Source organism: Arthrobacter sp. TJ-238, from assembly GCF_058269215.1.
In genome coordinates, this window is the sequence record NZ_JBZCNH010000002.1 from 391,334 (window position 1) to 404,694 (window position 13,361).

General features: G+C 71.5%; 12 protein-coding genes. 4 read left to right on the forward strand and 8 right to left on the reverse strand.

The genetic code is table 11. The annotated features are described in order from the left end of the window. Nucleotides 1–5: 5 nt before the first annotated feature. Genes AC4D2O_RS05160 through AC4D2O_RS05170 form a run of 3 tightly spaced genes read left to right on the forward strand, consistent with a single transcriptional unit; the run spans nt 6 to nt 4,195 of the window. A complete protein-coding gene (locus tag AC4D2O_RS05160) occupies nt 6–1,814 on the forward strand; it encodes a gamma-glutamyltransferase family protein (protein ID WP_490905548.1) in 1,809 nt (602 codons plus the stop codon). After that, entirely contained in the window at nt 1,798–3,453 is a 1,656-nt protein-coding gene (locus tag AC4D2O_RS05165; RefSeq protein ID WP_490905549.1) for a dipeptide ABC transporter ATP-binding protein, read from the forward strand. Before AC4D2O_RS05160 ends, AC4D2O_RS05165 begins: the two co-directional genes overlap by 17 nt. Then, nucleotides 3,419–4,195: a GntR family transcriptional regulator gene (locus tag AC4D2O_RS05170; protein ID WP_490905550.1), complete on the forward strand. Its 777-nt coding sequence runs from the start codon at nt 3,419–3,421 to the stop codon at nt 4,193–4,195. The genes AC4D2O_RS05165 and AC4D2O_RS05170 overlap by 35 nt, the downstream gene beginning before the upstream one ends. Here AC4D2O_RS05170 and AC4D2O_RS05175 read toward each other — a convergent pair. The 4 genes from AC4D2O_RS05175 to AC4D2O_RS05190 form a co-directional block, all read right to left on the reverse strand. Beyond that, nucleotides 4,164–5,420, reverse strand: coding sequence for a phospholipase D-like domain-containing protein (locus tag AC4D2O_RS05175; RefSeq protein ID WP_490905551.1), 1,257 nt, complete (start codon nt 5,418–5,420; stop codon nt 4,164–4,166). The two genes, AC4D2O_RS05170 and AC4D2O_RS05175, sit on opposite strands and share 32 nt — an antisense overlap. 88 nt (nt 5,421–5,508) lie before the next feature. Then, entirely contained in the window at nt 5,509–6,252 is a 744-nt protein-coding gene (locus AC4D2O_RS05180) for an MBL fold metallo-hydrolase (protein WP_490905553.1), read from the reverse strand. A gap of 32 nt (nt 6,253–6,284) precedes the next feature. Beyond that, entirely contained in the window at nt 6,285–7,019 is a 735-nt protein-coding gene (locus AC4D2O_RS05185; RefSeq protein WP_490905554.1) for an SOS response-associated peptidase, read from the reverse strand. 37 nt (nt 7,020–7,056) lie between these two features. Continuing rightward, nucleotides 7,057–7,467 (reverse strand): hypothetical protein, encoded by a 411-nt coding sequence (locus tag AC4D2O_RS05190; RefSeq protein WP_490905555.1) that lies wholly within the window; start codon nt 7,465–7,467, stop codon nt 7,057–7,059. Nucleotides 7,468–7,713: 246 nt separating this feature from the next. On the opposite strand from AC4D2O_RS05190, the gene AC4D2O_RS05195 reads away from it, so the two are divergent. Next, entirely contained in the window at nt 7,714–8,583 is an 870-nt protein-coding gene (locus AC4D2O_RS05195) for a phosphodiesterase (protein WP_490905556.1), read from the forward strand. A 4-nt stretch (nt 8,584–8,587) separates the two neighbouring features. Here AC4D2O_RS05195 and AC4D2O_RS05200 read toward each other — a convergent pair whose 3' ends face one another. The 4 genes from AC4D2O_RS05200 to AC4D2O_RS05215 all read right to left on the reverse strand — a co-directional run bounded on the left by AC4D2O_RS05200 (nt 8,588) and on the right by AC4D2O_RS05215 (nt 13,273). Continuing rightward, a complete protein-coding gene (locus AC4D2O_RS05200) occupies nt 8,588–9,385 on the reverse strand; it encodes an MSMEG_6728 family protein (RefSeq protein WP_490905557.1) in 798 nt (265 codons plus the stop codon). 42 nt (nt 9,386–9,427) lie between these two features. Continuing rightward, nucleotides 9,428–10,954, reverse strand: coding sequence for a stealth family protein (locus AC4D2O_RS05205; RefSeq protein WP_490905852.1), 1,527 nt, complete (start codon nt 10,952–10,954; stop codon nt 9,428–9,430). Between the two features lie 185 nt (nt 10,955–11,139). Next, nucleotides 11,140–12,312, reverse strand: a complete 1,173-nt coding sequence (locus AC4D2O_RS05210; protein WP_490905558.1) for a glycosyltransferase family 4 protein — start codon at nt 12,310–12,312, stop codon at nt 11,140–11,142. An 88-nt stretch (nt 12,313–12,400) separates the two neighbouring features. After that, on the reverse strand, nt 12,401–13,273 hold the full coding sequence (locus tag AC4D2O_RS05215; protein ID WP_490905854.1) for a potassium channel family protein: 873 nt from the start codon (nt 13,271–13,273) through the stop codon (nt 12,401–12,403). Nucleotides 13,274–13,361 lie beyond the last annotated feature (88 nt).

Sequence of the window (13,361 nt, forward strand, 5' to 3'; positions counted from 1 at the left end):
CAAGAATGACGTACACGGCCCCACCCTCCTTCACCACCCGGCCCACCCTCCAGGGCACGTTCGGCATGACCGCGTCCACCCATTGGCTCGCCACCGCCTCCGCGCAGGCCGTTCTCGAGCGCGGCGGCAACGCGTTCGACGCCGCCGTCGCCGGCGCCTTCGTCCTGCACGTCGTCGAACCGCACCTCAACGGACCCGGCGGCGACATGACCGGCGTCTTCGCCACCGCCGAGGAGCCGGGCCGCCCGGTGGTCCTCATGGGCCAGGGCCCCGCCCCGGCCGCCGCCACCCGCGAGCACTACCTCGCCGAGGGCCTCGAGCTCGTCCCCGGCGCGGGTGCCCTCGCCGCGGCCGTCCCTGCCGCCGTCGACGCCTGGCTCCTGCTGCTGCGCGACCACGGCACGTGGGAACTCGCGGACGTCCTCGCGTTCGCGATCGGCTACGCACGCGACGGCCACCCGGTCGTCGGGCGCGTGGGTGCGACCATCGCCGCCGTGGCGGATCTCTTCACCGAGCACTGGCCCACGTCCGCGGCCCTCTGGATGCCCGAGGGCCGGCCGCCGCGCGAGGGCGAGGTCATCCGGAACGAGGCCTACGCCCGGGTTCTCGGCTCCCTCGTCGCCGCGGCTGCGGGCGGCGCCGGCAGGGCGGAACGCATCGACGCCGCCCGGCTCGAGTGGCGCACCGGGCTCGTGGCGCAGGCCTCCGCCGCCTTCGTCGCGACGCCGCACCGGCACTCCTCGGGACTCGACCATGCGGGCGTGATCACCACCGAGGACTTCGCCGGTTTCGAGGCCGGTTACGAGGACGCGACGACGCTCGAGTTCCGCGGCCACACCATCGCCAAGACCGGCCCGTGGGGACAGGGCCCAGCCCTGCTGCAGACCCTCGCGATCCTCGACGGGTTCGACGACGACCGTCTCGACCCGTCCACGGCGCTCGGCGCCCACACCATCCTCGAGGCGCAGAAGCTCGCTATCGCCGACCGCGAGGCCTACTACGGTGACGCCGAGGTCCCCATGGAGTACCTGCTCTCCGCGGAGTACGCCGCCGGGCGCCGCGCCCTCATCACCGATGAGGCGTCGCTCGAGTTCAGGCCCGGGACCGTGCCAGGCATGCAGCCCTTCACCCCGCCGCTGCGCACCGACTACACGCCGCCCGCCCTCGTCGGCAGCGGCGGCTTCGCCGGGGTGGGCGAACCGACGGTGTCGCGCAGCGGCGAGACGCGCGGCGACACGTGCCACATCGACGTCGTCGACGCGGCCGGCAACATGGTCTCCGCGACGCCGAGCGGCGGCTGGCTGCAGTCCTCCCCGACCATCCCCGAACTGGGCTTCTGCCTCGGCTCGCGGCTCCAGATGACGTGGCTCGAGGACGGCGCACCGTCCACCCTGCACCCCGGCAAGCGCCCGCGCACCACGCTCACGCCCACGCTGATCCTGAAGGACGGCAGGCCCGTCGTCGCCCTCGGTTCGCCGGGCGGCGACCAGCAGGACCAGTGGCAGCTGCTCTACATCCTCCGCACCATCGTCGGAGGCTACACGCCGCAGCAGGCCATCGACGCGCCGTCCCTGCACACCACGTCCATCCCCGGGTCCTTCTGGCCGCGCACCTGGGAGCCGGGCGGCGCCGTCGTCGAGGACCGCCTCGGCGAGGACGTCATCGACGACCTCGGACGTCGGGGCCACGTCGTGACGCGGGCGGGGGACTGGTCGCTCGGGCGCCTGTCCTCCGTGGCCAGGGACCACGAGACCGGTGTGCTGTCCGCCGCCGCCAACCCGCGAGGAGCACAGGGCTATGCTGCAGGACGCTGAGAACATCCTGGAGGTCACGGACCTGGAGGTCGCCTTCGGCGGCACGCCCGTGCTGCACCGGATCAGCTTCTCGATGCGGCGCGGTGAGCGCGTGGCCATCGTGGGCCAGTCCGGCTCCGGCAAGTCGACGGCGATCGGCGCGATCCTGCGCCTGCTCCCCGGCAGCGGGCGCATCTCGCACGGCTCCATCGTGCTGGGCGCCGGACGTACGCGTGGCGACGTCGAGGACCTCGCCACGGCGACCGAACCCGTGCTGCGCACCATCCGCGGGCAGCGCGTGGCGCTCGTGCCGCAGGACCCGATGTCCAACCTGAACCCGGCCATGAAGATCGGCCCGCAGGTCGCCGACGCGATCGTCGCCAGCCTGCGCGGCGAGGCGAAGCCCGACCGCGCCGAGGTGCGGAAGCGGGCCGTCGCCCTCCTGTCCGAGGCGGGCATCCCCGACGCCGACCGCCGCTACGGGCAGTACCCGCACGAGTTCTCCGGCGGCATGCGGCAGCGCGTGCTCATCGCCATCGCCCTCGCGGGCGAACCCGAGCTGCTCATCGCGGACGAGCCGACCTCCGCGCTGGACGTCACGGTGCAGCGGCAGATCCTCAACCACCTGCAGTCGCTCGTGGATGCGCGCGGCACGTCGCTGCTGTTCATCACGCACGACCTCGGGCTCGCCGCCGATCGCACGGACCGCATCATCGTCATGTCCGAGGGGCGGATCGTCGAGGTGGGCACACCCCGGCAGATCCTCCTCGCCCCGCAGGAGGAGTACACGCAGCGGCTCGTCGCAGCAGCCCCCTCCGTCGCGGCGGCGCTCGACGCGACACCCCTGACGGCGTCGGCTCCCACGGACGGCAGGGCGCCGTCCATCCTCGTGGTCGAGAACCTCGTCAAGGAGTTCGCCCTCCGCGGCCAGCGCGGCAGCACGGTGCGCGCGGTCAACGACGTGTCCTTCACGGTGCCGCGCGGCACCACCACGGCGGTCGTCGGAGAATCGGGCTCGGGCAAGACCACCGTGGCGCGCATCATCCTCGGACTCGAGACGGCGTCGTCGGGGCAGGCCCTGATCGACGGCGAATCCCTGGCGACCACGCGCGGCGCCCAGCGCCGGGCGCTCCGGCGCAAGGTGCAGCCCGTCTTCCAGGACCCCTACGGTTCGCTCGACCCGACGTACAGCATCGAGCGCCTGATCGACGAGCCGCTGCGCATCTTCGGCGTCGGCGACCGGCGGAGCCGCCAGTCGCGGGTCGGCGGGCTCCTGGACCAGGTGGCCCTCCCGCGGTCCGTCGCGCAGCGCCGGCCGAACGAGCTCTCCGGCGGCCAGCGACAGCGCGTCGCCATCGCCCGGGCGCTCGCCCTCGAACCGGAACTGCTCATCTGCGACGAGGCGGTGTCCGCGCTCGACGTGCTCGTGCAGGACCAGATCCTCGCGCTGCTCGCCGACCTGCAGGATAGGCTCGGTCTCACCTACCTCTTCATCACCCACGACCTCTCGGTGGTCCGGCAGATCGCCTCCGCCGTCGTGGTGATGAGGTCGGGCGACGTCGTCGAGAGCGGTTCGGTGGACGATGTCTTCAACCGCCCGCGGGCCGAGTACACGAAGGAGCTTCTTGGAGCGATCCCCGGTGCGGCCTTCGCGGCCTGAGGCGGACGCGGCCGCCCCACAGCGCGTCCTCGACGCCCTCCGCCGCGACATCATCCTCGGCACGCTGCACCCCGGTACGCGGGTGACGGAGGCCGCGCTCGCCGCCACGTACGGGGTCTCGCGCATCCCCGTCCGGGAGGCGCTGCGCGCCCTGGAGGCGGAGGGCTTCGTCGAGTCGCGTCCCTACGCCGGCTCCACCGTGGCGCAGATCCCGCTCGACGACGCCGAGGACCTGTTCGCCGTGCGCAGGGTCATCGAGGCCACCATCGCGCGGCGTGCGGCGCTGCGCGCGACGGCGCACTTCGCCGGCGAGGCACCGAGCACCGAGTGGTGGACGGCACGCCGCGCCCTGGTCGACATCCTCGACGACGGCGACCGCGCCGTGGCAGCCGACGCCCTCGCGGACCTGCCCGAGCTGAACATCCGCTTCCACCTCGGCGTCGCCGAGCTGAGCGGCAGCGCGTCGCTGGCGGCCCTGCTGCGGCAGATCTCCGGCAAGATCGAGTGGCTCTACGCGGCGGACGTGGACAACCGGGGCAAGCAGTCGTGGGGCGAGCACCGCCAGATCATCGCGGCGATCGACGCAGGCAACGCGGACGAGGCCGAACGCCTCATGGCAGGCCACGTGGGCTCCTCGCAGCGCGGGTACATGGAGCGGTTCTCGGCGGACGCGCCGGGACCGGGGACTGCGGGCACGACGGCGGCGAAAGCTACAGGAACGGACGCAGCGGGGCGAGGATGAGTTCGCTGGCGCGGGCCACGACGTGGCGGCCCTCCCACTCCTCACGCGTCAGCACGCGACTGTTGGATGAATCCACCGCGAAGATCTTCTCCATGGTGCCCGCGAGGTGGCGGTCGAAGATCTCGAGGTTGATCTCGTAGTTGCCCGTGAGGCTGAGGCGGTCGATGTTCGCCGTGCCGACCGTGCTCCACTCGCCGTCGATCGTGGCCGTCTTCGCGTGGATCATGGAGTTCTGGTACAGCAGGATCCGCACGCCCGCGTTGATCAGCGACGAGTAGAAGCCGCGCGAGAGCCAGTCCGAGACCACGTGGTTGGAGTCCTCGGGGAGGATCACGCGGACGTCCACGCCGCGGCGGCTTGCCCGCAGGAGGGCGTCGAGGATCTGCCGGTCCGGGATGAAGTACGCGGTGGTGATGAAGATGTGGTGCTTCGCGCGGTTGATCGCATCCAGGTAGATGCCCCGGATGGGGAACACGAGGTAGGCAGGAAGGTTGTTGACGGCGCGGATGCGCGGTTCCCAGAAGGACGCGCTCAGGTCCGGCAGCTCCGGCCGGCGCGGCTTGGCGCGGAGGTTCCAGAAGCTGGCGAACGCCTCGCGGAGCTCCCACACGGACGGGCCGCGGATCTCCAGGTGCGTGTCCCGCCACTTCGTCGCGTAGAGGGAGCCGATGTTGTACCCGCCCACGAACCCGACCTCGTCGTCGACCACGAGGACCTTGCGATGGTCCAAGCCGGTGCCGCGGATGTTCGTGAACAGGATCGACGGGCGCAGCACGGGGAAGCGGTAGGCGTTGACGAGCGGGTGGAAGGAGTAGAAGAACGGGTTGACCACGAGGTTCGCGAAGCCGTCGTAGATGACGAAGACCTTCACGCCGCGCTCGGCGGCCCGGTTCACGGCGTCGCGGAACCGCGCGCCGACGGCGTCGCCCTTCCAGATGTACGTCTCGAGCAGCACCTGGTGCTTCGCGCCGTCGATCGCCGCGATCATGGCGTCGAAGAGGTCCTCGCCGTACGTGTACACCGTGGTGTCGGTGTCCGCGATCGTGGTGTGGAAGGTCCCCGGCTGGGGGAAGCCGGGCCGCCGGGTGCGGCGGCGCTTCTGGTAGGTGTCCACGCCCACGAGCCCGCCGATGACCACCGCCTGCGCCGAGAACAGGGTGATCGCGGCCCGCTTGACCGTCACACCGGCGAACCCCATCATCGTCCTGCGCTCCAGCCACCTCATGCGCCCAGCGTATCGCCCCTTCCCGGACATGCCGTGGTCCGGCCCGGCCGGGGCCGCGCCGTTCGTGGTGATCACCGATGCCGGCCGACTAGTGCCGGCCGATCTCGGTGGCCTGCGCCACCGCGGCGTCGACGCCGGCCCGCCACGGGAAGCCGTGCCCCGGAAGGACGGTCCCTGCGGCGGTGGCGCGCAGTGCGTCGAGCGAGCGCAGGGCCGTCGCGAAGTCCGCGGTCGCTGCCATGGCCACCACCTGCGGGCCCGGGCGGCCCGTGTAGGGGTCGCGGGTGACGAGGGCGTCGCCGCTGATCACGGCATCACGATCCGGGAAGTGCAGGGCGCAGTGCCCCTTCGTGTGGCCGGGGGTCGGGACCAGCAGCGGCGCACCGGGCAGGGCGGCCAGGGCCTCGGGGGTCAGCGGCAGGGTGTCCTCCACGCCCTTGACGGCCACGGCACCCGCGGCGGCCATCTGCACCAGGCCGGGGACGGCGCGCGGATGGCGCAGCGGATAGAGGAACGGCGAGCGTTCCCGCTCGTAGCTGTAGGGGTGTGCGGCGAGGAACGCGTCGTCGGGGTGGCAGTACACCGGGATCCCGTACCGGGACCGCAGGTGCTCGGCGGTGCCCACGTGGTCGAAGTGGGCGTGCGTCAGGACGACGGCGCGGATGTCCTCCGGGGCCCGGCCGATCCGGCTGAGCGCCTCGAGGAGCAGGGCCTTGGAACGGGGGAGGCCGGTGTCCACCAGGAGCAGGCCGTCGTCGTCCTCCACGAGGTAGACATTGGTCCGGGCGTGCTCGATGAAGTGGATCCCCGGGGCGATATCCGTCCTGATCATGCGTCTCCTTCGATCGTCACCTGCACCCGACCCTAGGCATCCGGGGCAACCGGGGACAAGGGCTCGATCAGGTCGGGTCCGTCGTTGCGCACCGACCCCACGCGGTTGCCGACGAGCCGCGGGACCAGCTCGGGGTCGGGGATAGCATCCAGGAGCCCCTGGACGGCGGGCCGCGAATCGTTCCGCGGGTCGAGCCAGTCCCCTCGCAGGTCCGGCGGGACGATCACGGGTGTGCGGTCGTGGATCTCGCCGAGGGCATCGCTCGCCGGCCGCGTGATGATGGTGCAGCTGACCACCCACGAGCCCTGCGGGTTCTCCCCGGACACCGTCGCGGGGTCGCGCCAGAACTCGTACAGCCCCGCGAAACCCAGGTGCGCGCCGTCGGTGCCGTGCAGGTAGATGGGGGTCTTGGACCCGTCGGCGTTCTTCCGCCATTCGTAGTACCCGTCGGCGGGCACGATCGCCCGGCGTTTCAGGGCGGCCGACCGGAACGAGGGCTTCTCCAGGACGGTCTCGCTGCGCGCGTTGATCATGCGCGAGCCCACCGAGGACGATTTGGCCCAGGACGGGATGAGGCCCCAGCGGGCGAGTTCGAGCCTGCGCGTCAGCTCACCGGTCTCCGGGTCCAGCCGTTCGACGACGAGCTGGACGGTGTCCGTGGGCGCCACGTTCCACGAGGGCCGTACCTGGTCCTCGACCGCCTCGTCCACCTCGAAGGCGTCGATGAGGTCGGCCCTGTTGCCCGCGATGACGAAGCGCCCGCACATCTACCCGTGTCTCCCGTGTCGCCCGTGTCTCCCGCGCCTACTTCTTCCTGCGGTCGAGGAGCAGGGACAGGGCGATCCCCAGCATCCAGCTGTCCTTCGCGAGCGCGACGCCGTCCTGCGTGGGGCGGATGCCGTCGTCCATGGTCAGCTCCGGCGTGCGCAGGTACATGGTCATCATGCCGGCCGAGAAGGCGAGCAGGCCGAGTCCGGCGACCCTGCTCGGGACGAAGGGGGCGAGCAGTGCCGCGCCGAGGCCGATCTCGCAGCCGGCGAGCACCTTGCCGAACTGCTGGGGCTCGAGCTGGCTGATCTGCGGGAAGGCCCGCGAGGCCATGGCCTGCAGGTAGCCGGCCGAGCCCTCGTCGAGGCTGGTCTTGCCGAGACCGGAGTTGAGGATGAACGCCCCTGTCGCGAGGCGGAGGGGGATGTGGCTGGGGCGGAGTCCCATGGTGGTGCCTTTCGCTGGGGAAGTACGTGGCTTGAGCAGCCTACGACGCGGGCTCCCGCCCCGCCAGCCCTTGCCTCGCGCGCCTGTTTCCTCAATGTTTCGCGCCATGCCGTGGCGCGTTCATGCAGCCCGCAGCTACCCCTGCTTGGATGGGGTGAAGGCAGCGAAGTCCCATCAGCTATCGGAGTAGGTTCCATGGTCCCCCGGACGGCAGAGCATCCTCGGCCCCAGCACTTCATCCTGCACATGAGCGACACGCACCTGATCGCCGGTGACGGGCCCCTGTACGGGGCGGTGGACAGCGAGGAACGGCTCCGCGAGGTGTTCGAGGACCTCGAGGCCTCGGGCGCCCGGCCGCAGGCCATCGTCTTCACCGGTGACCTCGCCGACAAGGGAGAGCCCGGCGCGTACGCGAAACTCCGGGCCATCGTGGACCCGGCGGCGGCCCGGCTCGGCGCAAGGGTCATCTGGGCCATGGGCAACCACGACGACCGCGCCGCGTTCCGGGCGGGCCTGCTCGACGACCACCCGTCCGTCCGCCCCGATGCTCCCGTGGACGCCGTGCACTTCGTCGACGGCCTGCGGATCATCACCCTGGACTCCACCGTCCCCGGTCACCACCACGGCGAGTTCACCCAGGACCAGCTGCGCTGGCTCGCGGGCGAGCTGGAGGTGCCGGCACCGCACGGCACCATCCTCGCCCTGCACCACCCGCCCGTGCCCAGCGTCCAGGACCTCGCCGTGCTCGTGGAGCTGCGCGACCAGCGCTCCCTCGCCGAGGTCGTGCGCGGCTCGGACGTGCGCACCATCCTCGCCGGCCACCTGCACTACTCGACGACGGCGATGTTCGCCGGCGTGCCGGTCTCGGTGGCCAGCGCCACCTGCTACACGCAGGACCTGCTGTTCGACGGCGGCGGCACCCGCGGACGGGACGGCGCGCAGTCCTACAACCTGGTGCACGTCTACGAGGAGACGATCGTCCACTCGGTGGTACCCGCCGGCCGCCACGCCTCGGTGGGCGAGGTCGTCCCCAGCGAGGAGGCCCGGCGCCGGCTCGAGGCCGCCGGCGTGAGGATCACCGACACGCACCGGGCACGCCAGCTCACCTCGGCCTGACGCCCTACTCCAGCGCCCCCGGCAGTCCCACGCTGAAGAGCGTCCGCGGGTCCTGCAGCAGCGCCGGGGGATCGAAGTCCGCGCGCCGCAGCCACCCGTGCAGGCGCGCCGGGCGCAGCAGGCCGTCCTCGTGCATGAGGACCGGACCCACGCGGCCCGTGCGGAAGTGCTCGCCGTCGGGATCGGCGATGGCCACGGCGTCGCCGTCCTCCACGGACTCCTCGAACACGTGGAGCTGCCGCTCCCACTTCGGGGCGGCCCGTCCCCCCGGCGGCTCGGGCGGCATCAGCAGCGTCGCGTCGCCCTCCGGCGGGTGGGACGCGGCCCTCCACACCCACAGCCGCCTCCCCTCCGGCTCGGCCGGGATGCGCTCCTGCTCCGGCACGGGCCAGACGTAGGGCAGGTCCTCGGGGATCCCGGGGAACCGGCTCCGGTAGATCTCCGGAGCCTTCTGGATCAGGTTCGACTGGTGGCTCACGTGGAACGCGGGCTCGCCCAGCCACGGCGGCATCGGCACGTCCGGGTCGTCGAGCACGTGCGGGGCGAACTCGAGGATCTGCCGGTGCGTCGAGTCCGCGTGCCCGCGCGACACCCACTCGGACACCATGGCCAGGCCGTAGACCGTCAGGGCCGGCACGTAGCCCATCCACATGCGGATGGCAGGGTGCTGCCGCCACCCGTAGTCGGGGATCACGAGGGCGCGCAGTGCCTGCAGGGTCTCCACCCGCTGCTTGCCGAGCCTCGCCTGGTCCAGCACCCGGGCGCTGGCCGCGAAGTCGGGGTACGGCAGGAAGGTCTGCATCGCGCCAGTCTCGCATGCGGCGCGGGCAGGCCGGCGGGCGGCCTAGATCTCCCAGGGAGCCTTGACCGGGAAGTACTTCTCGAGGAAGTCCGTCACCAGGTGGGCCCGCTCGTCCGCCGCGACCTCGGGGAAGCTGCCGTCGTTGAGGCAGAAGAAGTCCTGGCTGCGCTTGTCCAGCATCTTGTTGAGGCTCTTCAGCCCCGAGCGCATGGTGGTATCCACGTACTTCACCCGGGCCATCTCCTGCGTGACGGCCCGCCCGGTGAGCAGGGCGTAGTAGTGGTACAGCGAGTTGGTCACGGAGATGTTGTCCTTGGCCCGGAAGCGCGACGCCGCCGTCGCCTCGAACTCCGCCGCGAACTCGTCCTCCATCTCGAGCAGCACGCTCTTCCGCAGGGGAGCGGCGGTGTGTTCGAGGTGGCGCGTGGTGATGCGCCCGAAGCGCTCGTGCAGCAGGCGCCGGTTGACGCGCGCCGCGTTCTCGAAGCCGCTGCGCTCGGCGTCGTTCTCGCCGAGGCCGATGCGCGTGTCCGCCTCGATGAACTTCGTGATCCCGCCCGGGGAGAAGAACATGTCCGGTGCCACGGGACGGCCGAAGAACATGTCGTCGTTGGAGTAGAGGAAGTACTCGGACAATCCCGGGATGTGCTGCAGCTGCGCCTCGACGGCCTGCGAATTGTGGGTCGGGAGGACCGACGGGTCCTTGAAGTGCTCCTCCGAGCGCACGAGCGTCACCGACGGGTGGTCGGCGAGCCACGCGGGCCGGTCCGAGTCCGTGGCGATGAAGATACGGCGGACCCACGGCGCGAACATGTAGACCGAGCGGAGCGCGTACTTCAGCTCGTCGATCTGGCGGAAGCGGGCCTCGTGGTCGTCACCCTCGCCCACCACCACGCCCTGCATGCGGGCCGCGCGGGCGGCCTGGAACTCCGGGCTGCTGCCGTCCACCCAGGAGAAGACGATGTCGATGTCGAAGTCGATGTCCGTGGCGTGGTCCGCGAACATGTTGTCGATGGTGGGCCAGGTGAGCCCGTGGCGCTCCACCTCCCCGCGCACCACCTCGGCGGCCGGCAGGGTGCGGCGTGTCAGGGAGTTCTCGACGGGCAGTTCGATGGCCGCCCCGAGCGCCCACAGCTCGATCTGCACGCCGGCGGACGGGCCGTAGGCGAGCCCTCCGAGGGGTTCGATGCGCGGGCGGAACAGGCGGAAGATCCGTGCCTTCCGGCTCTTCGAGAGCTCGCCGTCACTCACCAGGAGCGTGGTGCGGCTCTTGGTGTCCACGGTGCGGGAGTAGAACGGTTCGTCACGGCACGCCACGACGAGCGCCGCGACGAGCCGTGCGTGGTCTGCGAGGTCCACGGCGATGACGGGCCGCTGGTCGTTGCCGCGGACCAGGAGGAACTCGATGCCCGCCTGGTCCAGGGCTGCGCGGATGAAGAGCAGGTCCTCGACCATGGCCTGGTGGGGCGTGCGATCCTGGTTGATCAGGGTGAAGCGCCGTTTGACGGTCGTGATGTCCGAGCGGCCCTCGAACCGGGCTACCGCCGCGCGCGACGCCGATTCGAGGATCTCGGCTTCATTCTCCGGCTCGGGGGCACCGAAATAAATGTCGTGTTGGGCAGCCGTGTCTGTAATCGAAACCTCCGGGAGTGGGTGTGTGCGCTCCCCATGATAGGGCCTGGCGGGGCGGTGTCGATGCGGGCGGAAACAATACCGCCTCGGGGCGGCCCGGTCCAGCCCTTCGGGCCACGGATTCAGGGTTGCTGCGGACTGCGGCGCACCCGGGAGGCCACCCCGGCCCGCCGTGCCTGCACGATGACGGCCTTCTCGTAGTACATGACGAGCTGTTCGCACAGCACCGGCCACGTACGTCCCTGCACCGAGGCATGCGCGGCACGGCCGAAGGCGCGGCGCTTCGCGTCGTCACCCGTGAGGTCGGTCACGGCGGCGCGGAGTCCCGCCAGGTCGCCCGGCTCGTAGATCCATCCCGTGCGTGAGGAATCCACGAGGTCCAGCGGCCCGCCCCGGCCCACCGCGACGACGGGCACACCGGATGCCATGGCCTCCTGGATGGTTTGGCAGAACGTCTCGGACTCGCCGGGGTGCACGAAGACGTCGAACGTGGCGACCATCCGCGCGAGGTCCAGACCGGTCTGGAAGCCCGCGAAGTGTGCGCGGGGCAGCCGCTCGCGCAGGCTCTCCTTCTGCGGCCCCGATCCGATGATCACGAGCCGCGTGCCCGGCACGGCGTCGAGCGCGGCGAGGTCGGCCACCTGCTTCTCGGCCGCGAGCCGGCCCACGTACCCGACGATGCGCTCTCCGGGCGCGGCGACGGTGTCCCGCCAGGCGGCGTCGTACCGGGTGGGGGAGAAGCGCTCCGTGTCCACGCCGCGCCGCCACAGGTTGAGCCGCTGCACCCCGTGGGAGCGCAGCTGCTGCAGCGCGAAGGTGGACGGTACGAGGGTGAGGGTCGAGGCGTCGTGGATGTTCTCGACTCGCTGCCACAGGAGGGACTCGAGCCACGGGAAGCCGTAGTGCGCGGCGTACGCCGGGACCTCGGTCTGGTAGACGGAGACCGAGGGGACACCGAGCTGCTGGCACGCCTGCACCGCGCGCCAGCCGAGGACGAACGGGGAGGCGATGTGGACGACGTCGGGCCCGAACTCGGCGAGGATGCGGCGCACGCGCGCCACAGTGCCGGCGGCCAGCCGCACGTTCGCGTACCCCGAGAGGGGCATGGAGGGGAGGGAGTGCACCGGGTACCCCTCCACGGTGGCGGGTGCCTCGTCGTCGAGCCAGGACGACGACGGGGCGATCACCAGCACCTCGTCCCCGCGGCTGCGCAGGTGCGCGAGCACCTTCAGGAGCGAATGGGTGACCCCGTTCATGTGGGGCAGGAATGATTCTGCGACTACGGCGATCCTCACACTCCCAGACTCCGTCGCGGAGGCGGAGGGCGGGCCACTGCAGCATGGAGGTCGGGTGAACTCCGGGAGAACTCGGTCCGGGCCGCGGCTACTCCCGCCCGGCGTGCCCGCCCTGTCCGGCGCCGCTGGTTCCGACCCCGCCCTGTCCGGCGCCGCTGGTTCCGACCCCGCCCTGTCCGACGTCGCCCTGTCCGCCGGTGCCCTGTCCGCTGTGGGCGCCGTGGGCGAGCTGCCGGGCCAGCGTGTCGATCTGCAGGCTGACTGTCCTCAGCTGTTCCCGCACCCGGGCGTCCGACTCCGCGCCCTGCGACTCCGCAACCTGCTCATCCGCGGCGCGTGCCGTCGCCACGTTCTCCACGAGCCAGGAGGCGAACGCGGCCGTGACCGCGCTGAGAACGCCGATCCCGCCGAGCATCAGGCCGGCCGCCACGATCCGCCCGGCTCCCGTCACGGGGTAGTAGTCGCCGTACCCGACGGAGGTGACGGTGGTCAGCGCCCACCACAGAGCGTCGGGCAGGGTCACGATGTTCGCGCCCGGCGCGTCCTGTTCGACATCGAGCACCGCGAGCGCTCCCGCATACCCGAGCACCGTCATGGCCGAGAGGACGTAGAGGAGGATGTGCCCGCGCAGCGCGTCGCCCCCGGACCGGTTGAGGACGCGCAGCAGGGGGATGAGCCGCAGCAGGCGCAGGGGACGCAGCATGGGCAGCAGCAGGATGACGAGCTCGTGCAGGTGCCGGACGAACCAGCGTCCCCGCGCCGGCGCGAGGAAGAGGCAGACGAGGTAATCGACGAGGAAGAGGGCCCACACGGCCCAGATGACTCCCTCGAGGAGCCGGGCCTCCGCCGGATCCGGCTCGGCCGTGACCTGCAGCGAGTACGCCGCGAGGTAGAGCACGGCGGCGAGGATGAGGGGTATCTCGGAGCGGCGGCGCCACTGCATCTGCTTCATCTGCTGCATCGGCACGTGCGCGCTCCTCGGTAGGCTCCCCGGTGACGGGTAGCCCGGGATTCCTCAGCCTACGTACTGCCCGGCGGCCCCGCAGGCC